Origin of the sequence: Chitinophaga sp. YR627, assembly GCF_900114995.1 — a bacterium.
Lineage (GTDB): Bacteria > Bacteroidota > Bacteroidia > Chitinophagales > Chitinophagaceae > Chitinophaga.
The window spans coordinates 786,894-810,091 of sequence record NZ_FOUX01000003.1 but is presented as its reverse complement, the minus strand read 5'-3'; the positions used below and the strand labels follow the sequence as shown (position 1 = coordinate 810,091).

Sequence of the window (23,198 nt, the reverse complement as noted above, 5' to 3'; positions counted from 1 at the left end):
TCCGGCAATGACAACATGGGGGTTAATGCAAATTAAGATGAAACAAAACTATGTTGATGAATAATCGTCATTTGATTGAAGCGGGGCAGGAATACCCCGCTTTACGTTAACTAATTGTACCTACTCAATCCAAAATATCATAAAAAAACCCGGTCAGCTGACAGCAGACCGGGTTATAACGACAACGCATATACTGCATTATTGCATACCAGGTCCTGTTAGCATCAATTGCATTGATGCTATGCTCCATTCCTTTGAATGGCCGTGGTTCTTATGTCTTTTTATCCGTTCGCCTTTCATTCAGTTTTGCTGAAAAAAAAAGCCCCGGGTGCTTGTCCCGGGGCTTGTTATATATACGAATTAATCTTCTCTATATAAAACTATTACATGCCCGGAACCCGTTGCCACGAACCCCTACTGAGGCTGCTGGCGCTGTGTTCATTTGAATTTGTTTATTGAGCATGTTTTAAATAGTTTATCCGTTAATGATGGTGCAAATATATGATGTTATTTTGGTCTTTAACAATTTTTTTGCACTTTTTTTCTTATCAACCTGCAAATACTTTCCGCTCACCTGCCCATCCCTGCTGCTTATGCGTTGATAACCATTGACACACAAATTTCCTGCTGTATGATATTCGTATATACGTCGCAGATATAAAATACCGGTGACGTTTTATGTCACCGGTAATGATAGTATTCCAAAAGGGCTTCCAAAACCAACAGACGAAGAGAGGTCGACCTATTTATTATATTAATAGCATGCTTTCTGCTTCTTCATCAGCAGCATTCAGGATACTGCCGCTTTGTACTTCTTCTTCTGCAGTACCTTCATATTCTTTAGCCAACCGCTGCATCTGGCGGATATGACGTTCGATATGTTTGGTAAGGAAGTAGATATACTGGTAGATATCCAGTTTACCCAGGTGGTTCACAGACAGGTTGGTGAGTACCAGCATGCCTTCTCCGTTCTTCAGTAAACTAAGATTATACATACTCTGTGCAAACTGTTGTTTGAGCAGCGCTCTCACATCTCTCATATCCTGCAATCCGCTTGGTTCCAGATGCTCTGGTCTTACCCATTCAAAGGAACGGCTGCCTATCACATCTATCTTATCAAACTTCTCCATATAATCGGAAGGAATAATGATAGACCTGGCGGCATGTCTGCGGTCCAGCGCTCTGCGGGTGCTCTTGTTAATGATAAGTAACAAAAAATAGTTGGTCAGGCTGATATGCTCCAGCACTTCCCGGATATTCCACTGATTAGTATCCGGTTTAAAGTGTAACAGGTCGAAATCTTTTTCGAACCAGGTATCTAACTCCCTGAAGTTTGTAAGCAATGCCTCTCTTACTGATTGAATTACGTTTCTCATGATCTGTCGATTTGGGGTTATGCACCTGACCAGCTCCACTTTCTGTACGCCTTGTGGCACATAACAGTATTGATATAATAAAAATAAAAAACCCGGCTCCATCAAATGGGCCGGGTAGCATATAGATAAGTTCTATGTTGGCTACATACCACGCCCATTAGGCCTCCTTAAGGAGAAGCCTTCCTTTCGTACAGTAATCGCCGGCTTTACCAGGCGATGTATATACATAACAGTTATCACACAGTTGTCTTGCTCAATCATCATTTAGATTCTTCAAAAGCAAAAAGTCCCGCAATTCCTGCGGGACTTTTGTTATATCATTTGATAACTTATTTCGTTAACAATTGGTGCAACATACCCGCAACCTATTTCTGGCCTGCTTCTTCTTACAGGACATCTTCGAAATAGTATATTTTGGATTGCGTTTCATTTCATTTATTGCTTGCACAAAGATATTTTTTATTTTTTTTATTTACGCATTTTTCCTAATAAATTTTTTCGATGCCCTTATCAATTTATTGTTAACAGGTATGTATACCTCAAATCAGTATGCCTGTCAATATATTATATACTTCGTGCTTGTCACCCTGTTGCCGGTAGACATTAATCAGAACAGTTTCAGCTGCACCTGTGGCCTTTCAAACAGGGAGGTATTGAACTCAAAACGCTCCTGGTTAATTCCCAGTCGCTTTGTATGTACCTTAAACTGCTGCTTGATAAGATCAGCAATATTCCCCTCTCCTCTCATACGCCTGCCGAAATCACTATCGTTCACATTACCGCCATGCATACTCTCAATATGATGCCACACCTTGTCGGCCCTGTCGGGAAAGTTCTTATACAACCAATCATTAAAGATGATCTTTACCGCATCGTTCAGCCGAACGACCGTATACCCTGCAAACTTCGCACCATTTGCAGCCGCTGCTTCCAGTAATGCGGGCATTTCATGATCATTCAGTCCCGGTATCATCGGCGCTGTCATCACCCCTACCGGAATCCCGAGCTCACTCAGTTCCTTCACTATCTTGAAACGCTGTGCAGCCGTAGTTGTACGCGGTTCCATCTTCTGGCGCAGATCTTCCTGCATTGTAGTAATAGAGACGTATACACATACCAGATCATGGCGTGCCATCTGCTGCAGGATGTACTTATCCCGCAATACCAGCGAATTCTTTGTGATAATACCAATAGGTTGCTTGTAGTCCAGTGCGATCGACAGGAGCTGCCGGGTCAGAAACATTTTACGTTCCAGCGGCTGATAACAGTCTGTATTCCCTGAGAGGGAAATGGGCTTGGGTACCCAGCTTTTATTATCGAGGAATTTCTTCAATAACTCAGGCGCATTCCGCTTTACCACAATCTTCCGCTCGAAATCCAGTCCGGCACTCATCCCCCAGAACTGATGCGCATTGCGTGCATAACAATAGATACAACCATGCTCACAGCCCTGATAAGGGTTCATGGAATACCACATACCCACATCCGGACTATCTACCTTATTGACAAGCGTCTTTGCATGCTCTTCCAGGATCTGCGTAGGCACATCTGCCTGCCACCACTCATCAATACCCTCCGCATGTTCCTGCGCATACTCATTCCGGAGGAATCTGTTCTTCGGATTTAATTGGGCTCCACGTCCTTTATAGTAGGGATTTTCAGGTATCCCCTCCTGAAATGGCAAGGTCATACAGCTAATATTTTTAGTAAAAATACTAAATTAATTAGCTATCACCCAAATCATATTATTTCCATCTTTTGCATCAGGAAGGTCGCATTCTTATTACGCGCCACTCCCTCCCGTATCCGGTAATCAAAGAAAAGCTGGTCATCCTTGATAGTGCTTTCAAAACAATAGTTCCGGATCCGCTGCGGATAAGTCTCCTCCAGGTGTCCCAGTTCCAGGTCATGCGTAGCGATCATCCCCAGACAATGATATTGCAGGAAATGCTCGATCAGTCTGCGGGAGCCGGATAGTTTATCTTCCGAATTAGTCCCTTTCAGGATCTCATCCAGCAAAATAAATACGCGCTCTCCTCCTTTCAATACTTCCACAATCTGTTGCAGGCGTAATAATTCCGCCTGGAAATAAGAGGTATGCTTCGCAATAGAATCTTTGATACGCATAGAGGTCATGATCTGCATCGGACTACAGCTGAAACTCTCTGCACATACCGGCATACCACACATGCCCATCAGCAGGTTACTGCCCACACTGCGCAGGAAAGTACTCTTACCGCTCATGTTAGACCCGGTAATGATCAGGAACTCCTGCGGGTTGCCGATAGTGATACCATTTCTCACACACTCTTCTGCCGGAATCAGTGGATGGCCGATACCAGTCGCGATCAGACGGGACTTTTCGTCCGTGATCTCAGGGTAAATATATCCTGGGTGATTGTAGGCAAAAGTGGCCATGCTGTTCCAGACTTCCATCCGGGCGATCACATCCAGCCAGCCCTGTACTTCTTCTTTGTTACGCTCCTTCCATTTCTCCAGGGCAAATACACAATGCAGGTCATACAATACAAGGGCATTCAATGCAACACCTACCAGTTGATTCAGCCGCTGGTCCATAGCACTACAGATCCCTGACAACTGATGCAGGGCATTATTGGCTGCCGTTGCCTTTTCCTGTTGTTCTTTCAGCAGTACTGCACTACCGGCACTTTCTGCATTGACCAGCCGCAGCAGCAGGGCGAACCGGCCAAAGGTCTTTTCTTTATTGGAAAGCAGCTGATGCTGATCGTTCACCTTCTTCACATTCATACCCAGTATGACCAGGTTTACACAAAAGAAGCAGGTGAAGAGATAGTACTGGTCTGTTATAAAATAAAAGACCGCTCCCACTACCAGCAATGCCGGCATCAGCCAGCGTGCGATGTTCAGCCATTTTTTATCCAGGAATTCCAGGGGCCGGGATAACCATTTTTTCAATCCGGCCACATCTTCCGGCTGCTCATTCGTCAGCGTTGCATGTACTGCAAACAGCTGTCTGAATTTAAATCTTGGGGCAAGTTCCCTGATCACTGCCTGCGTTTGTGCGATCTGCTCCACACCCTGTAAAGGCGTTTTCAGCGCATCCGCAAGCGCATTACTACCCAGCAGCGTCCCTGTACGGTTTACATGGGCATAAAGTGAGGCATGTCCGAATACATCCAGATCGCCGGTATACGGATGCTGTTCATCCGCGAAGCGTAACCCATCATCAAACCCTGACTGCCCCGAAGCCGCCAGCTGCCACTCTTTCTCATTCAGCTCCAGGAAGGTCTTCAGCAATGTGAGCTTTTCCTGTTGGGACAGATAGCGGATCAGTAACACGACAAATCCCCCCAGCAATACGATCGCTGCCGCCAGCCAGGCATAATCAAAATGCCGGCTGAAAAACGCATACCCACAGTACAATGCGGCTACAAAAAAAGCCAGCCTTGTCCAGCCAAGTATACTCAGACGACGCTGTACCTGCGAAATCTCTACCTTATAATCATTAATCTGTTGCTCGTATATAGCCAGGGGCGTCATGGGTTACGGATTAGTTTTGTTATAAACAGGTCCAAAAATACTCATCCTCCGCATAAATGCGAAGGATGAGCAATTTGAAAGACTATATTATTGAGTAATAGTTACGCGTACTGTTTTTTCAGCAGCTGCGGATATTCCTGGCTTACTTTCAGGATCAGCTCACCAAACAGGGTATTCGCCCATGCAAACCATTTACGGGTGTATTTCGTTGGATCATCCTTGTGATAAGACTCATGGATAAAGCCGGTATCGCCATCTGTGTTACGCAGGGTTTTGATACACTCAGCGATTTCATCCGGATTACTGCTGGTCAGCGCCTTCATGATGATACTCATTGGCCAGATGTAATCAGGACCGGTGTGCGGACTGCCTACACCATCACCATATTTACCTTTGTAGAACCAGCAATGGAAAGTGCTCCATACAAAGTGACGGGAGTTCTGATACAGCGGATCGTCAGCTGTGGTATAACCCAGATAAGGGATTGACAGCAGACTTGGTACGTTGGTATCATCCAGGAACAGGCGGTTACCGTAACCATCCACTTCCAGCGGATACATATGACCCAGCTGCGGATGTTCTACGATCGCATATGCCTTGATCGCTCTGTCTACCTCGTCAGCCAGTTCTGTACACTCTTTTGCAAAAGCGGCGTCTTTGAATACCACTTCGCTGATCTCGCTCAGCTGACGCAGGGATACTACGGCAAACATGTTAGATGGGATCAGGAACGGGAATACAGTCGCATCATCAGAAGGACGGAACAGGGAAACGATCAGTCCAACCGGCTGCATTGGTGCACCCCAACCGCCATTTGGTGCAGTATCTGACTGGATCGGCGTCTTACGCTGGAATTTGTAAGGACCTTTACCTTCTTTACGCTGCTGCTCTTTGAAAGTCTTCACGATGGTTTTAGCAGCTTTTTTATAAGTATCATCCAGTACACTTGCATCACCACTTACTTTCCAGTAGTTATAAGCCAGACGCACGGTATAACACAGGGAGTCAATTTCCCATTTACGCTCGTGCAGCTCAGGTTTCATTTCGGTCAGATCGGAATCCCACTCACTACCGGTCGGTCCTTCGTTGAAGGCATTCGCATACGGATCGATCAGTACGCATTTGGTCTGCCTGTTCACCACACCCGCGATCAGTTGTTTCAGTTTATCGTCTTCTTTTATCAGAGACAGATAAGGCCAAACCTGTGCGGTGGAGTCGCGCAGCCACATTGCGTGGATATCGCCGGTCAGTACAAATGTATCCGGACGGCCATTTTCTACCTTAAACTGTACGGTAGTATCCAGGGTGTTCGGAAAACAGTTCTCAAACATCCAGCCCAGTTTCTGGTCAGCGATCTCCTTTTTAATATTCGTAATCGCCTTTTCCACTGCCTGACTGGTAAACTTACGTTGTGCCAGCGGAGGACGTTGGGAAGTATAACCCAGCGGATTACTGAATACCGCCTTAGGGAAACCCAGCGCTACCGCGCCTGCCAGCAAACTGCTGTTTCTGATAAAATCTCTTCTTGCCACCATTGCTGATATAGATTTTTCTATTACGATTGCATTTGTTTCTACGACCTGCAACTCATAAACGTGAATAATGGGGTGAAAATAAAAAAATACGGCAATATTCCACAGTTACGATTTTCGTAAATTACGGACTTTACCGGCTCCACGTTTGCCGTAACCACGTTCAAACACCAGAACAATATGACTGACAACCTATCAAACAAGGTCCGTATCGTAACGGCAGCCTCTCTTTTTGACGGACACGATGCAGCCATTAACATTATGCGCCGCATTATGCAGGCAAAAGGCGCGGAAGTGATCCACCTGGGCCACAATCGTTCGGCAGCGGAAATTGTGGACTGTGCCATCCAGGAAGATGCTCAGGGTATTGCCATTACTTCTTATCAGGGTGGACACCTTGAATTTTTCAAGTACATGTATGACCTCCTCCGGGAAAAAGGATGCGGTCACATCAAAATATTTGGCGGTGGCGGAGGTACCATCCTCCCTTCCGAAATAGCAGAACTGCATCAATACGGTATTACCCGGCTCTATTCTCCTGACGACGGCCGTCAGATGGGACTGGAAGGAATGATCGAAGATGTGATCAGACAATGCGATTTTACCACCACCAAAGGGCTGAATGGCCATTTGCAGGAACTGCCTTCCCGCAATGACAAACTGATTGCCCAGGCGATCACCGTAGCCGAAAATGACCAGTTGCCCGATACGCTTCCCACCCGGAAAACAGGGGCTGGCGTCGTTTTAGGTATTACCGGTACCGGTGGGGCGGGTAAAAGCAGTGTGACGGATGAGATCGTGCGCCGCTTCCTCCGCAGTTTTGATCAGCAGACCATCGCCGTCATTTCTGTAGACCCTTCCAAGAAAAAGACCGGTGGCGCCCTCCTGGGAGACCGTATCCGTATGAATGCGATCCACCATCCCCGCGCCTATATGCGCTCCCTCGCTACCAGGGAAAGTGATAAAGCCGTCAGCGCACACGTACAGGAAGCGATCGATATCTGTAAAACCGCTGGTTTTGATCTGATCATACTGGAAACTTCCGGTATCGGCCAGAGTGATACCGCCATTACAGATCACTGCGATGTAGCCCTCTATGTGATGACGCCTGAATATGGCGCTGCTTCTCAGCTGGAGAAGATCAACATGCTGGATTATGCAGATGTTATCGCTATCAACAAGTTTGATAAAGCAGGCGCACTGGACGCGCTGCATGATGTACGCAAGCAATTTAAACGCAATCATAGCCTGTGGACCGCCACCGACGACCAGTTACCGGTGATCGGCACCATCGCGTCTCAGTTCAACGACCATGGCATTAATCAGCTCTTTGAGAAATTGCTGGCAGTGATCGATGAAAAAAAATCTGTTCGTTTCGGTAATGTTACACACGAGACAACCGATGCCACTACTACCAAATCGCAGATCATTCCGCCGGCACGGGTACGTTATCTGGCTGAGATCAATGAAAGCATCCACGATTATGGGAAATGGGTAGACGAACAATGCAATATCGCCACGCGTCTGTATCAGTTACAGGGAGCCGCTTCTCTGCTGAATGAAGATCAGCAGCAGGCAATGGCAGATATTGCCGCTCACCTGCGCACACAGTTACATCCGGAATGCCAGCAATTACTGGACAACTGGCCGGCGCTGAAAAAACAATACACGGCTCCTTTCTACGAATTCCAGGTCAGAGATAAAGTGATCAAACTGCCGCTTTACAGCGAAAGCCTTTCACAGTCTGCTATACCTAAAATCAGTCTGCCGAGATATAACGACTGGGGCGATATTCTCCGCTGGCAGCTGACTGAAAATCTGCCGGGAGAATTCCCTTATGCAGCAGGTGTATTTCCGCTGAAAAGGGAAGGCGAAGATCCTACCCGTATGTTTGCCGGAGAAGGCGGACCGGAACGTACCAATAAACGCTTTCACTATGTATCTCTGGATCAGCCGGCCAAGCGTCTCAGCACTGCATTTGACAGTGTGACCCTGTATGGAGAAGATCCTGCACACCGGCCGGATATTTACGGAAAAGTAGGTAACTCAGGTGTCAGCATTGCTACTGTGGATGATGCCAAAAAACTGTATAGTGGCTTCGATCTCTGTGATCCGAAGACCTCTGTGTCTATGACCATTAACGGTCCGGCACCGATACTGCTGGCCTTCTTCATGAATGCGGCTATCGATCAGCAGTGTGAAAAATATATCGCTGCGAATGGGCTGACTGATAAAGTGAATGCACTGATCAAAGCAAAGTTCAGCGATAATCCATTACCTCATTACAATGGCGATCTGCCAGCCGGCAATGACGGTCTGGGATTAAAACTGTTAGGGATTTCCGGTGATGAGGTACTGGATAAAGAGATCTATGAAAAGATAAAGGCGCATGCATTATCTACTGCGCGGGGTACGGTGCAGGCAGATATTCTGAAAGAAGATCAGGCACAGAATACCTGTATTTTCTCCACTGAATTTGCACTAAAGCTGATGGGTGATGTACAGGAATATTTCATCAGTCAGAAAGTGCGCAATTTCTACTCTGTCAGCATTTCCGGCTATCACATTGCAGAAGCAGGCGCTAATCCTATCACGCAGCTGGCTTTCACACTGGCGAATGGTTTCACCTATGTGGAATATTACCTGAGCCGCGGTATGCATATCGATGACTTTGCGCCTAATCTCTCGTTCTTCTTCAGCAATGGAATGGACCCTGAATATGCGGTGATCGGTCGTGTAGCCCGCCGGATATGGGCGAAAGCGATCAAGTATAAATACAAAGGCAATGACCGTTCGCAGAAACTGAAATATCATATTCAGACTTCCGGCCGTAGTCTGCATGCACAGGAAATTGACTTCAACGATATCCGTACCACCTTACAGGCATTATACGCCATTTACGATAACTGTAACTCATTACATACGAACGCCTATGATGAGGCCATTACCACGCCTACAGAAGAAAGCGTGCGCAGGGCAATGGCTATCCAGCTGATCATCAACCGGGAATTAGGTACTGCGAAAAATGAGAATCCTACACAGGGATCTTTTTTTATCGAAGAACTGACTGACCTGGTAGAAGAAGCCGTGATGGCAGAATTCCAGCGGATCACGGAAAGAGGCGGTGTATTGGGTGCAATGGAAAGAATGTATCAGCGTAATAAGATCCAGGAAGAAAGCCTGCATTACGAATCGCTCAAACATACCGGTGATTATCCGATCGTTGGTGTGAATACTTTCCTGAATAAAAAAGGCTCTCCGACAGTTATTCCGGAAGAGGTGATCCGGTCTACACAGGAAGAAAAGGAATTCCAGATCAATACCCTGACGGCTTTCCAACAGCGACATCATCACCGCAGCACTGCTGCATTACAACAACTCCAGCAGGTAGCCATTAACAATGGGAATCTGTTTGAAGAACTGATGGAAACAGTGAAACATTGCTCTCTCGGACAAATTACACATGCACTTTATGAAGTAGGTGGTCAGTACAGAAGAAATATGTAGGCGTAAACCGGTGAAAAGCCTTGTTTTCTTCGTATAAATGCCCTTTTCTTCGTACTACACCCTTACTACGCCGCTATTACGCCGCTATTTCTTCGCTCATAAGCGAAGAAATAGCGGCGTAATAGCGGCGTAATGGGCCTTTAATGGTAGAAATAAACCCTGAACCAGCCACCATAAAGGATTCAAGGCAATGTTATTTTTAACAGGAAGATACACTGAACGGACAATTGTTTGTATACCTGACAAGTGATTATGGCTGAGGAGGCTATGTATCACCTATCATTGCTATTTCATTTCGAAATGTTTCTTTTGCGGGTGGCAGCCTGTTTTCCAGGTATAAAAACGCCTATAAATAAAATGCCCCTGCATAAAAAATTTATGCAGGGGAAGAAAATCTACACGAGGCAAAATGCACATCGCTAGATTTCATTGACGTGGAATTAGATAATATTTTACGTGGAATCTATAAAACGTGGAACTTATAAAAGCTAATATTCTAACATGGAATTACATAAAAGCATTAACGTAGAATTATATAAAAGCACTAACGTAGAATCATAAAAGCACTAACATGGAAATTTATAAAAGCGTGTTTTTACGTAACATGGAATAATATAAAAGCAATATGTTTGAATCTCTACATTTCTTCGTTCATTTGAATTTCTTTCGTAGCGGGTCTTCAAATTGGCAATTGCTACCTTAGAAACTCAGATTTAAATTTTGGCCTTTCAGATACTTTCGTTTCGTTACACAATCTTAATTAAATTTTTGTTAATAAAAAACATTTTTAACATCTTTTTTTTAAAAATAATAAGTGTAAAAAATACGAAATTATAAGCCAATGAGCCACAGTGGCCGATTTAAATGATTTTAACCATTACTTTCAAAGTATTTGTATTTTACGTTCTGATAGCATTTTTTATATGTATACGAAAGAAATAGAAATCACTTTGCTTCAATTAGCAAAGGACCTGTTAGGAAAATTGCAGCAAAAAGAAACTATCCAGGACCTGGATAGTACGCTGGAGAACCTGCGCCGGGTTATTATTTACAACGACTGGCGTTATTATGTGCAAAGTGACCCCGTTTTAAGTGATTACGAATACGATCAGTTGTTTGCCTGGTTGAAAGAACTGGAAACCGCTAATCCGGACAAAGTCAGCGCCGACTCCCCCACTCAGCGCGTTGCACTGGGTATTTCAAAGAATTTCCCCACAGTACAGCATCTGGTACCGATGTTAAGTCTGGAAAACTCCTACAATGCGGATGATCTCAACGACTGGGACCGTAAGGCCCGTGAGATCAGCGGTCTGACGGAGATCGAGTACTGTATTGAACCAAAGTTTGATGGCGCCAGTATTTCCCTGATTTATGAGAATGATAAGCTGACACGTGGCGCTACCCGCGGCGATGGCGTATCCGGAGAAGATATTACTGCTAATATCAAACAGATACGGTCTATTCCGCTGAGTGCACACTTCGCAGCGCATGGCATTCAATCCATAGAGATCAGAGGAGAAGTGCTGATCAATAAGAATACGTTCAAAGCATATAATGACCAGCGTATAGCTGATAACCTGCCTCCGCTGGCCAATCCGCGCAATGCCGCTTCAGGTTCACTCCGTATGGTGGATCCGCGTGAAGTAGCCAAACGCGGACTGGAAGCATTCCTCTACCACATGAGCTATCACGTGATGGATGATGGAAAAGCTGAGCCACAGGAGATCAAAACACACAGTAATACCCTGCAACTGCTGGCCACCCTTGGCTTCCGCTCTCCTGCCAAGGAAATGAAAGTGGTAAAAGGTATCCAGGCAGTGATTGATTATGTACTGGAATTTGAGAAGGAAAGAGACAATCTGCCTTATGAAATAGATGGTATGGTGATCAAGGTGAATGATTATGCCCTGCAGGACAAACTGGGCATGACCACCCACCACCCGCGCTGGGCAATGGCTTATAAATTCAAAGCCAGACAGGCGACCAGTAAACTGCGCAGGGTTGAATTCCAGGTAGGTCGTACCGGTTCCGTTACACCTGTTGCGAAAATCGATCCTGTACCTATTGGCGGTGTTACGGTTGGTTCCATTTCATTATTCAATGAAGATGTAGTAAAAGAAAAGGACCTGAAAATAGGTGATACCGTGCTGGTAGAAAGAGCAGGTGACGTTATTCCCTACATCGTGAAATCACTCGCGGATATGCGCGATGGTACGGAAGAAGAGATCAGATTCCCTACGGAATGTCCGGTGTGTAATGAACCACTGTTCAAACCAGAAGGTGAAAGCGTATGGCGCTGTATTAACCTCATGTGTGAAGCACAGGTAGTAGAAAGAATGATCCACTTCGTCAGCAAAGACGCAATGGATATTCGTAGTCTGGGAGAGAGCAACGTACGTAAATTCTATGGCCTGGGACTGATGAAAGACATTCCGGGTATTTATAAAATAGACTTCGCCCAACTGGAAAAGCTGGAAGGCTTTGGTAAGAAATCACTCACCAATCTGCAAAGCGCCATTGAGCAGTCAAAAACGCAGCCTTTACACAGACTGATATTCGGTCTGGGTATTCGCTATGTAGGCGAAACAACGGCTAAGACACTCGCCAATGCTGTTAACCATCTGCTGGACCTCAAAGACTGGACAGAAGAACAGTTACTCGCACTGGAAGATATCGGACCGAAAGTAGCCGGTAGTATCAACCAGTTCTTCCACCTGGATGATAGTATCCGTATGCTGGAAGAATTAGAGTCACTGGGACTTAATCTGAAAAGCACCAAAGCAGATCATCAGGGCGGCGGTAGTCTCGACGGACAAACCTTCCTTTTCACCGGTACGCTGAACAAGCTGAAACGCAATGATGCAGAAGCGATGGTAGAGCAACAGGGCGGTAAAATATTAAGCGGTGTAAGCAGCAAGCTGAACTTCCTGATCGTTGGTGAAGAGGCCGGCAGCAAACTGGAAAAAGCGAAAAAGATCAATACGATCAGGATACTGACGGAAGATGAATTCCTCACCCTGATCGAGTCACAAACTCCGGTTACAGAATCATAAAGCAGACGAGGAGCATGGATGATAAATACTATATGCAGCAGGCGCTTCGTGAAGCCCGGAAAGCATTTGATGCCGGAGAAGTACCTGTTGGCGCTGTAGTGGTACTGAGTGATAAGATCATTGGTAAAGGCAGCAATCAGGTAGAAATGTTGAACGACTGTACGGCGCATGCAGAAATGCTGGCACTGACAGCCGCTTTCAATTACCTGGGCAGCAAGTATCTCATGGACGCCACTTTATACGTGACGCTGGAGCCTTGCCTGATGTGTGCAGGAGCGCTTTACTGGAGCAAGATCGGGCGCATCGTATACGCGGCAAAAGATGAGAAGAACAGTTATCGCAGAGTAGCAGGCGCTACCTCCCCTTTCCATCCCAAAACGAAAGTAGAGCAAGGGCCATGTGAAGAAGAGAGTTTACAGTTAGTAAAGACATTTTTCGAACAGCGAAGAAAATAAATGAAAGCGGCGTTGCCTCACCAGAGACAACGCCGCTTTTCTTTCAGCAATATGTATAACGTTTAGTTCTTCTTTTCCATCAGTTTGTTCATCGCCATCATCTGCTGCATGGTATGATCCATTCCTTCAGAAGAACCATCCAGGAAGATCACATTTCCCTTACTATTTTCAGCGAAGTGTTTAATAGCTTCTGTCCACATAGAGAACAGGATCACGGAAGTATCCAGGTTAGCCTGCTGCATTTCTTTAGCCGCCATGGTCATACCTTTAGCCACCTCTTCACGGAACAATGCCACACCCATACCACGTAACTGGGCCGCCTGACGTTCTGCTTCGGCTGCGATCTTAATCGCATTACCATCCGCTTCAGCTGCTTTGGTCTTGGTGATCAGCAATGCCTGACCTTCGTTTTCAGCAGCAGCTTTCAGGTTATTGGAAGCCACTACCTGCGCCATGGATTTCATGATCGCATCATCAAAGGTGATATCGTTCATCTGCAGATCCTGTAAGTGAAAGCCCCAGGCTTCCAGGGTCTGGTCAATCTGTTCTTTTACATGCTCAGTAATATCGCGGCGCAGACCCAGTACTTCTGACTGACGTTTGGTAGCCACGAAACCGCGGATAGAACCTTCAATGGTACGTACCAGTGCCTGCATGAAACTACGTTCATCCACAAACTTAAATGCTACGTTTTTGATGGTTTCTTCGTCCTGATTCCATACGGAATAGAGGAGCATAGCCTTGAAGTAAACATTGGCCTGGTCAACGGTAATAGCCTGGAATTCCAGTTCTACCGAACGGTTCTGGATAGAGATGCGTTTAAATACCTTTTCAACCAGTGGAATTTTAAAGTTCAGGCCAGGGAACAGTATACGGTTATACTTTCCGAAGATAGTAGTAACGCCTATTGTACCCTGTTGTACGGTTACGAAACTCGAAAGTAGGATCAACAGGATAATGACGCCGATTACAATGTAAGCAATACTCATAATTTGGAGTTTATGAGTATAAATGTATGATAAAAGACGACAATATGGAAATGACTTTACCTGAGAAAGTTAAGATTCAGAAAAGATACAAACAACGGACGAAAGCCGAGTTAAAAACACAACGAATGAATGTTCAATTCGCTTAGGTCATATTCTTTGTTTCCTTGTAAAGTAAATGTATACGTCGTCAAGTTCGATCTGCTTCAACTGGTAAGCAAGCCGGGTTCTGAGATCGCCCGTCTCGTCCTTGATCTTTTTATATTGATATTTCAACATTTCATATCTCGCCATTATCTCCTCTGCTGTTGCTGAACGGTCAAGCTGCAAGATACTCAACGCACTTTCATCTGTAATCATAGCAATAGGGGTTTCGGATGTCTTTCTAACGTTTAAAAAATCTGTTTTTCTAATGCCACTAAATTAGTCGACTTTATCCTGGCATCAAATACCCAAGCTTGGGTATTTTTACCCGTATTTGTTATGCCCACAGACTGTTTACACTACATAATTTATTGATAACCAACCTTTCTTGCTAAAGCGATTAATTCAGTTGTATTGCGGACTTTCAACTTGATCCGGATATTTTTACGATGGGTTTCTATGGTATAACGGCTTAGATTCAGCTCAGCAGCTATCTCTTTGTTATTCAATCCTTTCACAGTGAGTTTGAGAATATCTTTCTCACGCGGGGTGAGTTTACTGATGAGATCTTCATGTTTCCGGCGCATGACATCCAGCATGGCTTCAGTCAGCTGGTCATTGGTATCCATGGCCATGGTCATATCCACAAATGCACAGATCACCTCTTTTACACCACCTGCGTCATCCCGGCTATAGGGAATAGCAATGCCTGTCAGCCAGCGCCAGTTTTCGGCGCCCCGTTTACGAAACCGCAACACTCCCCCAAATACATTCTTATTCTCTTTGAACGACTGTTGGGCTATGACAGCCAGTTCAAAATCATCGGGATGCATGACTTTTTTAAAGAAATCCAATCCCAGACTATTCATTTCCGCTAAAGTGTATCCTGTTACATCTTCCATATAGCGGTTACACCAGTTGATCGTTTTGGAATTGTTCTGGTGAGTATAAAGCATAGCGGGGAAATGGTCTAAAAGACTTTCCAGTGACTGGATGCGGGTCTTTAACAGTTCATTTTCCTTTTGTAAGGCGTTGAGGGAATAGCTCTGGCCCATGTCCGAATCTGTCAACATACATTAAGTTTTATACAAACAATAGCTGAAACTTAAGGGGTCAGGAGTGACATAGTAAACCTGATCCTACGTAGCGCAGGATTGTCTAGTATTGTAACTTTCAAGTTTAAACGAACAGGAATGTAACACGAAAATTTGTTACAACGCTTAACGTAAATATAAAATAAAAAAGTATATATCCAACATAATTGGTATGCGAATTGGGCGAAACCACCTAGTTCTAATTATATCGCCAGGCACAGCCTTGTTTGATATTTATGATATTAGGCAGTAAATTTGGAAACTCTTTTTGAGATACATATTCATTAACACAATAAAAACATTAAGTTATGGCATTTACACTTCCGAGCTTACCGTACGCACACGACGCACTGGAACCGCATATTGATAAACTGACAATGGAAATTCACCACGGTAAGCACCATCAGGCATATGTAGACAACCTGAACAAAGCGATTGCCGGTACTGAAAATGAAAATAAATCCCTGGAAGAGCTGGTAGCAAGCGCTGGTAAGATCAGCCCTGCTGTAAGAAACAACGGTGGTGGTCACTGGAACCACAGCTTCTTCTGGAAAGTGATCGGCCCTAATGCAGGTGGTGAACCTACAGGCGCACTGGCAGATGCTATCAAGAGCACTTTCGGTTCTTTCGAAGAATTCAAAGAGAAATTCGCTAACGCTGGTGCTACCCGTTTCGGTTCCGGTTGGGCATGGCTGATCGTAAAAGACGGTAAACTGGAAATCACTTCCACTCCAAACCAGGACAACCCACTGATGGACGTTGCTGAAGTAAAAGGCACACCAGTTCTGGGTATCGACGTTTGGGAACACGCTTACTACCTGAAATATCAGAACCGTCGTCCGGAATACCTGAAAGCTTTCTGGAGCGTGGTTAACTGGAGCGAAGTAGCTAAGAACTACGAAGCTGCTAAATAATTTTAACGGCTTTCCAATAAAGAAAAGAGGCTGCTCAATATTTTGAGGCAGCCTCTTTTCCGTTCTGGTGCCTGGTGTGATCAGGCAATCCTTTAAGCGATGCAAAGGGAGCGTTGATACTGACAAGTCCCCTTATTATCTACAGTTGTTTGATCTTTACATTTCTGAACCATACTTCGCTTCCGTGATCCTGCAGGTCGATATGACCTTTCTTTGTTTCACCGTAAGCTTTGGCATCTTTCCATTTACCTTCTTTTCTGGCTTTCTTCCATTCAGGAGAACCGATCTGATAGTCAGCGGTCTTCTGACCATTCAGCCAGTGCTCCACATGTCCCTTATTCACAACAATACGGGTATGGTTCCACTCCCCAACTGGTTTAGCCGCAGCTACCAGCGGAGCACCCATTGCGTAGTTAGCGCCGGTTTTCTGCCAGTCTTCCAGTTTTTCAGGGAAGTTCTCATCATCGATCAGCTGATACTCAGGACCGCTCAGATAAGCTGATTCCTGGTCTTCTGAAGCCAGATAGATAATCCCGCTGTTACCTTTTGGTGCGATCTTCCAGTCGGTACGGAACTCAAAGTTCTCGTAGGTACTGTCGGAAGTCAGATCTGCACGTTTATCACTCTTGTCTTTTTCGCTTCCCAGGCAGTGCAGGGTACCGTTATCGGCTGTCCAGCTATTGGACTGTTTGCCTTTATAAATATGCCAGCCATCGAGATTCTGGCCGTTGAACAACAATGTCCATCCTTCTGATTTTTCTGTATCTGACAGCAGGTTATCTGCTGCATCTGTTACAGGCGCCTGCGCTGCAGATGTATCGGCTGTAACGGTAGTACTGTCATTCGACGTGGAATTTGAACCACCGCCGCATGCTGCCAGGCTGATGGCCATTACTGATAATGCCGGAACAAATAATTTCATCATGATCTTTGGTTTATTTGTTTATCGATTTCAGGGCTTTAGGATCCCATTGAATAATACGGTTATTGAAGTAACTATCGTTACAAAGTAATGCAGGCGCCGCTGCGCGGTAGCCAAACAGGGCATCTTCGCTTACTTTACCACCTGTACGCATTGCATTGAACAGATTATAGAAGTGATCAAAATGCGCGCCTTTATAGCCTTCTTCTGCTACATATTCCAGCTTATCCGGCGGCAGCATTTCTTTACGGTCATATACATACTGCTTGCCATGATCCACATCCTTTTTGCTTTGCAGTAAAGGATCGTCAGTCGCTGCATATGTCTTGTTGCGATACAGGGTCACTTTATCCCATTCTACCGTCATGGAACCTTCGCTGCCCACCATTCGCAGATAGTTGGTACCACCGGTACCATCCACAAAGTTTACACGCAGGGAAAGGTTAAATGCAGGATGTACTTCTGTTTCAGGATAGTCAAACATACCGAGCATCACATCAGGCACTTCACGGCCATCTTTCCAGTAACGAAGACCACCGGTCGCCATTACTTTTTCTGGTCCGATAGAACCGGTTACAAAATGCAGACTGGAGAACAGGTGTACAAACAGGTCGCCGGATACGCCGGTACCATAATCCCTGTAATTACGCCAGCGGAAGAAACGTAAGGGATCGAAATCTCTTTTGGGGGCGTTTTTCAGATAAGTGGTCCAGTCGACGGTTTTCGTAGAAGCATCAGCAGGAATAGGGTACTGCCAGGCGCCGAAGGGAGACATACGTGCCCAGAATCCTTCTGCATAATTGAGTTTTCCGATAGCGCCGTCTTTCAGCAATTGTCTGGCTTTTTCATTACCGAGAGAACTCATCCCCTGACTACCTACCTGGTATACCACTTTGCTGTTCTTCTGTTGTGCCTCTACTACAGCAGGTCCTTCAGAAATGTCGTGTACCATGGGTTTTTCACAATAGACGGATTTGCCTTTATTCATCGCAGCAACAGAGATGTCTTTGTGCCAGAAATCGGGCGTTGCAATGATCACCGCATCTACATCTTTACGCTCCAGTATCTCGCGATAATCACGGGTGGTAAAGATGTCGTTGCCCCATTTCTTTCTGGCATCGGCAAGACGGCCATCGTACAGATCACAGGCGGCAATGAGTTTAGCCCCCGGTACGGTAATAGCGGTATTTGTATCCGCGGTACCCATACCACCGGCTCCGATCAGCGCGATCTGGATCTGGTCATTGGCACTATACTTTTCGTTTGCACGCGACAGTGATTCGAGGTTACGTTTTCTGTCGGCTGCTGTGATGATGTTGGGCAATAAAGAGGCGCCCACTACTCCTTTCGCCACTTTGGTGATAAATCCCCTGCGAGAGTTGTTATTAGCATTTTCAGGCATGCGGTTCTTTATTTTGGTTTTTAATAACGTGTGTAGAGAAGAGAAGCATAATTTAAAATTAAAATGCCGGAAATCATAATTTTTCCCTCCGCTGCCTGAAAAAGAAAAGTCCATAAACAGGTGCGAAAGCCGCCTGCCTATGGACTTTTATCCTTTTAAAAGAAGGTATTATTTCAGTAATTGCTGATAACGTTCCGGCGAATGCAGTACGGTGATTGCCTCATTGACCTCATTATCACTGGACAGTGATTTTTCAATACGTCCGCGCTGCATATAGTAGCGGCTGGCGATCTCTTCTTCCAGCAGACGTTTGATCTCTGTTTTATTCTTCAGCAGGTCCTGTTTCTTATCATGTTTCATTTTCACCTGCAATGCTTCAAACTCTTTTGCTACTGCATCGTAGTATTTCTCTTTTCTGGCAGTAGCCTGAAAGGATTCCAGGGCTTCTTCACTACGGGTTTTGTAGCTATAGTTTCTGCCATCGAGATATTTCAGAAAATCTGCGAAATCGTCTTCACTGAGTTCGAAGGTATTGGCAGCTGCAATTTTCGGGTGACTATAGTAATACTGTGTAGCGAAGTCGAAGATGTATTGTTTACGCAGCAGGGTGATCGCTACCTGGCTGAGCAGGGTTGGTTCTACTGCGTCATCCGGTTCTATACCACCGCCATCTCTTACTTTACGGCCTGCTACTGTATTAAAGGATTTACGCACGGAATCTGCGACATATTCCACTTCTCCATCGCTGTTTCTGTGGGAATAGTCAATTGCCTGGATACAGCGGCCGCTTGGGGTGTAGTATTTGGCGGTCGTTACTTTCAGTTTCGCATTATAAGGCAGCGGACGCGTGGTTTGCACCAATCCCTTACCAAAGGAACGCTGACCGACAATTACGCCTCTGTCGAGGTCCTGAATAGCGCCTGCCACGATTTCTGAAGCGGAAGCTGAGGAGCGGTTGGTCAGTACAACCAGGGGGATATGCGCATCGAATGCGGATGTCTCGGTTTTATATTCTCTGTCCCAGCTCTTTACTTTTCCTTTTGTACTAACGATCGTTTTATTCTTATCCACGAAGATGTTGGCTACCACTACTGCTTCATCCAGTAAACCACCCGGGTTACCTCTGAGGTCCAGGATCAGGCCCTTCATGGAAGGATATTGCTTTTTAAGTTCTGCGAAAGCGCCCTGTACGAGTTCGCCGCTGTTTTCGGTGAACTGCGTCATTCTGATATAACCGATATCGCGGTTGGTGATACCAGAGAAGCTGACTGCTTTTACATTGATCTCTTCACGATTGATCCTTCTGTTGTTCTGAGCACCGGTAACAGGATGTTTGGTGACCATATCCAGTGAAGAACCCGGAGCACCTTTCAGCATACGGCTGATCTCTTCCTGGTCCATTCCCTTGATATCCTTTCCATCGAGTGAGAGGATGATATCACCAGGTTTCACGCCTGCTTTATCCATAGGACCACCTTCGTAGACGTCGGTGATCACAGTGCGTTCGCTGTCTGTATTGACGGAGACCCCTACTCCACCGTATTTACCGGTGGCCATGAATTTCAGTTCGTCCAGATTTTCTTCCGGTATAAAGTCAGTATATGGGTCTGTCTCTTCCAGCATGGCGTCAATGCCTTTATGCATGAGTTTTTCGGGAGGCAGTTCATCTACGTAGTAGGTATTGAGTTCGCGGTAAAAAGCGGCGAATATATCCAGGTTCTTGGCTATTTCGAAGTACTTATCCTTCTCATTATAAGCCATGATACTCATACCGCCGGCTACCAGCAGCACCAATACCAGCATCATTCTTCTATTTCTGCGAAAAAATGCACGCATAGGTTCTTTCAGTTAGTCTGTTACAGAGAAAAAGCTTCTGTTGTGAAAATTAGTCAATCTATTAAACATAAACTGTTAAAACATTGGGATCTATCCTAATAACTGGGTGCTTTCCGGCCTAAGGTACGGGATCGTGTCCATGGCCCCCCCAGGGGTTGCAGGACAATATGCGTTTAATGGTCAGGTAGCCGCCTTTGAACAGCCCATGTTTTTGCAGGGCTTCCACACCGTATTGGGAGCAGGTGGGGGTATAGCGGCACTTGTTAGCACCCAGCAGCGGGGAGAGACCCCATTGGTAGATCCTGATAAGCCATATAAACGGGTAACTTAAGTATCGAAAGACTTTCATTATTGCACCACTTCTTTTTCCAGCTTCTTTAAAATTACCGAAATTTTATGGTGCAGGGTGGCGTAGGGAGCTATTTTCTTATCTGTATAGATAAAGAAAACGAGCAGCTGACGGGACTGTTGCTGCAAGGTGTTATAGAATTCCTGCTTTTGCAGGCGCCAGCATTCACGCGTAAGGCGTTTTACCCGGTTACGGTCAACGGCATGGGGGAACCGTTTCGTAGAGGCGCTAAAGCCGACCTGTACGGGATATTTACTGAGAGGTTGATCCACCAGCATATATACTATGCGGTAGGGAAAAACAGAAAACGCTTTTCCTTCGCGAAAAAGCGTTTCAATGAGTTTTCTGCTTTTTAACCTTTCTTCCTTGTTAAAAGAATAAGTTTTTATGGCAAGTTCGATTTATCAACCTATAGCGATACATTCTGTTCTATCGTGAACCAGCCTCAAAACCTGTGAGCTTCTCAGCTACACAGTTAAACAGCGGTTCTTATTTCAGCTTCCGCTCGTCAGAAACTGTTAATTTCTTACGTCCTTTAGCTCTACGGGAAGCTAATACTTTACGGCCGTTAGCAGTTTCCATTCTCTTTCTAAAACCATGAACGCTCTTTCTGCGTCTGTTATGCGGTTGAAAAGTACGTTTCATTTTAATATTTTGTTTTTACCTGTACTATACTAAACACTATCCCGGATTGCGGAATCCTGTTTTTAAAACGGAAGGCAAAGGTAGGGAAAATTCTTAAATAGTAAAGTGTTTTCTAAAAAAAACTGCCCCGGAGTGACTCCAGGGCAGCTATAAAAGTTAATAACTGCTTATAGCGAATTATTTGATACCCAGTTTGGTTTTAACAGCCGGAGCCAGGTCATCACCTGCAGGAGATACCAGCAGAACGCCTACAGAGCTGTCGATTACGTAACCGTAACCTTTTTCTTTAGCTACATCTTCGATTGCTTTACGTGCTTTATCGTAGATTGGTTTCAGGATTTCACCACGTTTCTGCTCGATTTTCTGCTGAGCTGATTCCTGGTAGTCCTGTATATTTTTCTGAGCAGTCTGGATCTCTTTAGTTTTGATCTCCTTCATGTTATCAGTCATAGTAGCTGCAGATTTATCGAATTCAGCCAGTTTCTTCTGGTACTCATCGATCAGCCCTTTACCATCTTTATCCAGCTCCTCTGCAAACTGCTGCAGTGTTTTCTGTGCAGTCTGTGCCTCCGGCATAGCCTCGATCAGAGCTTGAGCGTTAATATGTCCAACCTTGGACTGAGCCATTGCATTTACGCTGAACAATCCTGAAACTGCCACGAAAGCAATAATTACATACTTCTTCATGATGTTGTCTGTGTTTAAAAAACTTTTAATACTAATACAAAGGTTATAAAATGGTTTATACGATTACTCGCCTGTAGCCGGTGCGTCTTTCTTTATACCCAGGGAACGCAGAATGTCGTCGCTCTTATCCAGTTTAGGGTCAGAGAAGATAACAGTCACGCCTCCCGATTTATCCAGTATGAAGTCATACATCCTCTGCGCGGCCAGTTTCTGAACGGCGTTGTAAACTTTATCCTGAATAGGCTTTACCAGTTCCTCACGTTTCTTGAAAAGATCTCCTTCATATCCGAAGCGCTTCTTTTGCAGATCTTTTGCTTCTTTCTCCTTTGCTATTATTTCTTCCTCTCTTTTATGTTTCAGCTCTTCTGTCAGCATTACCTGTTCTGCCTGATAAGACTTATACATCTTATCTACTTCCAGGAATTTAGCGTCTATTTCTTTCTGCCATTGTTCTGCCACAGCATCAAGTTTGCCCTGCGCCTCTTTATAGTCAGGCACATTTTCCAGGATGTACTTTGTGTCTATCACGCAGTAACGCTGTGCAAAGGCCGTAAATGTGCAACAGAACAGAACGGCGGCTATGAGGGATATTTTTTTCATACTTGTCGTTTTCAAATTACCTGCCAAATTGATACCAGGGTTCGAAATTGCAATATATAATTTAAAATTTATTCTAACATCATTCCGCACTACCACTTTAGGTCCATTATACTGCACTTTCGCCCTCATACGACTGACTGAATATCAACGCCTGCGCGTTTTTTATGCCAGCCG

The 23,198-nt window shown here is 45.1% G+C and carries 19 protein-coding genes; 4 read left to right on the top strand and 15 right to left on the bottom strand.

Annotated elements, in window-relative coordinates:
- Positions 1 to 749: 749 nt before the first annotated feature.
- The 4 genes from BMZ72_RS18790 to BMZ72_RS18775 form a co-directional block, all read right to left on the bottom strand.
- The gene (locus BMZ72_RS18790) at positions 750 to 1,376 is read right to left on the bottom strand and encodes a DinB family protein (RefSeq protein WP_177222837.1); all 627 of its coding nucleotides are present in this window, start codon (positions 1,374 to 1,376) and stop codon (positions 750 to 752) included.
- Positions 1,377 to 1,983: 607 nt separating this feature from the next.
- Positions 1,984 to 3,066, bottom strand: a complete 1,083-nt coding sequence (locus BMZ72_RS18785) for a PA0069 family radical SAM protein (protein ID WP_089811039.1) — start codon at positions 3,064 to 3,066, stop codon at positions 1,984 to 1,986.
- 50 nt (positions 3,067 to 3,116) lie between these two features.
- Positions 3,117 to 4,898, bottom strand: a complete 1,782-nt coding sequence (locus BMZ72_RS18780; protein ID WP_089811037.1) for a MutS-related protein — start codon at positions 4,896 to 4,898, stop codon at positions 3,117 to 3,119.
- Between the two features lie 101 nt (positions 4,899 to 4,999).
- Complete coding sequence (locus BMZ72_RS18775) at positions 5,000 to 6,433, bottom strand: glycoside hydrolase family 125 protein (RefSeq protein ID WP_089811035.1); 1,434 nt, start codon at positions 6,431 to 6,433, stop codon at positions 5,000 to 5,002.
- A 177-nt stretch (positions 6,434 to 6,610) separates the two neighbouring features.
- Here BMZ72_RS18775 and BMZ72_RS18770 point away from each other — a divergent pair, with 177 nt between their 5' ends.
- The 3 genes from BMZ72_RS18770 to BMZ72_RS18760 all read left to right on the top strand — a co-directional run bounded on the left by BMZ72_RS18770 (position 6,611) and on the right by BMZ72_RS18760 (position 13,445).
- Positions 6,611 to 9,937, top strand: a complete 3,327-nt coding sequence (locus tag BMZ72_RS18770; protein ID WP_089811033.1) for a methylmalonyl-CoA mutase family protein — start codon at positions 6,611 to 6,613, stop codon at positions 9,935 to 9,937.
- Positions 9,938 to 10,860: 923 nt separating this feature from the next.
- Entirely contained in the window at positions 10,861 to 12,990 is a 2,130-nt protein-coding gene (ligA, locus tag BMZ72_RS18765) for an NAD-dependent DNA ligase LigA (protein ID WP_089811031.1), read from the top strand.
- Between the two features lie 14 nt (positions 12,991 to 13,004).
- Positions 13,005 to 13,445, top strand: coding sequence for a nucleoside deaminase (locus BMZ72_RS18760; RefSeq protein ID WP_089811030.1), 441 nt, complete (start codon positions 13,005 to 13,007; stop codon positions 13,443 to 13,445).
- A 62-nt stretch (positions 13,446 to 13,507) separates the two neighbouring features.
- On the opposite strand, the gene BMZ72_RS18755 is transcribed toward BMZ72_RS18760, so the two are convergent.
- From BMZ72_RS18755 to BMZ72_RS18745, 3 genes are all read right to left on the bottom strand, one after another.
- Entirely contained in the window at positions 13,508 to 14,434 is a 927-nt protein-coding gene (locus tag BMZ72_RS18755; protein ID WP_089811028.1) for an SPFH domain-containing protein, read from the bottom strand.
- A gap of 147 nt (positions 14,435 to 14,581) precedes the next feature.
- Positions 14,582 to 14,791, bottom strand: a complete 210-nt coding sequence (locus BMZ72_RS18750; RefSeq protein WP_012788737.1) for a hypothetical protein — start codon at positions 14,789 to 14,791, stop codon at positions 14,582 to 14,584.
- Between the two features lie 152 nt (positions 14,792 to 14,943).
- Complete coding sequence (locus tag BMZ72_RS18745) at positions 14,944 to 15,648, bottom strand: LuxR C-terminal-related transcriptional regulator (RefSeq protein ID WP_089811026.1); 705 nt, start codon at positions 15,646 to 15,648, stop codon at positions 14,944 to 14,946.
- A gap of 329 nt (positions 15,649 to 15,977) precedes the next feature.
- On the opposite strand from BMZ72_RS18745, the gene BMZ72_RS18740 reads away from it, so the two are divergent.
- A complete protein-coding gene (locus BMZ72_RS18740; protein WP_012788735.1) occupies positions 15,978 to 16,583 on the top strand; it encodes a superoxide dismutase in 606 nt (201 codons plus the stop codon).
- A gap of 139 nt (positions 16,584 to 16,722) precedes the next feature.
- Here BMZ72_RS18740 and BMZ72_RS18735 read toward each other — a convergent pair whose 3' ends face one another.
- The 8 genes from BMZ72_RS18735 to BMZ72_RS18700 all read right to left on the bottom strand — a co-directional run bounded on the left by BMZ72_RS18735 (position 16,723) and on the right by BMZ72_RS18700 (position 23,024).
- Positions 16,723 to 17,508, bottom strand: a complete 786-nt coding sequence (locus tag BMZ72_RS18735; RefSeq protein ID WP_255373233.1) for a 3-keto-disaccharide hydrolase — start codon at positions 17,506 to 17,508, stop codon at positions 16,723 to 16,725.
- Positions 17,509 to 17,518: 10 nt separating this feature from the next.
- Positions 17,519 to 18,907, bottom strand: a complete 1,389-nt coding sequence (locus BMZ72_RS18730) for a Gfo/Idh/MocA family protein (RefSeq protein ID WP_089811023.1) — start codon at positions 18,905 to 18,907, stop codon at positions 17,519 to 17,521.
- A gap of 168 nt (positions 18,908 to 19,075) precedes the next feature.
- Positions 19,076 to 20,743 (bottom strand): S41 family peptidase, encoded by a 1,668-nt coding sequence (locus BMZ72_RS18725; RefSeq protein ID WP_089811022.1) that lies wholly within the window; start codon positions 20,741 to 20,743, stop codon positions 19,076 to 19,078.
- Between the two features lie 118 nt (positions 20,744 to 20,861).
- Entirely contained in the window at positions 20,862 to 21,092 is a 231-nt protein-coding gene (yidD, locus tag BMZ72_RS18720) for a membrane protein insertion efficiency factor YidD (RefSeq protein ID WP_089811020.1), read from the bottom strand.
- The gene (locus BMZ72_RS18715) at positions 21,092 to 21,481 is read right to left on the bottom strand and encodes a ribonuclease P protein component (protein ID WP_089811018.1); all 390 of its coding nucleotides are present in this window, start codon (positions 21,479 to 21,481) and stop codon (positions 21,092 to 21,094) included. Before BMZ72_RS18715 ends, yidD begins: the two co-directional genes overlap by 1 nt.
- Before the next feature lie 100 nt (positions 21,482 to 21,581).
- Positions 21,582 to 21,737: a 50S ribosomal protein L34 gene (gene rpmH / locus BMZ72_RS18710; RefSeq protein WP_012788729.1), complete on the bottom strand. Its 156-nt coding sequence runs from the start codon at positions 21,735 to 21,737 to the stop codon at positions 21,582 to 21,584.
- 177 nt (positions 21,738 to 21,914) lie between these two features.
- A complete protein-coding gene (locus BMZ72_RS18705; RefSeq protein WP_012788728.1) occupies positions 21,915 to 22,424 on the bottom strand; it encodes an OmpH/Skp family outer membrane protein in 510 nt (169 codons plus the stop codon).
- A gap of 63 nt (positions 22,425 to 22,487) precedes the next feature.
- Positions 22,488 to 23,024, bottom strand: coding sequence for an OmpH/Skp family outer membrane protein (locus BMZ72_RS18700; protein ID WP_012788727.1), 537 nt, complete (start codon positions 23,022 to 23,024; stop codon positions 22,488 to 22,490).
- Positions 23,025 to 23,198: the final 174 nt, after the last annotated feature.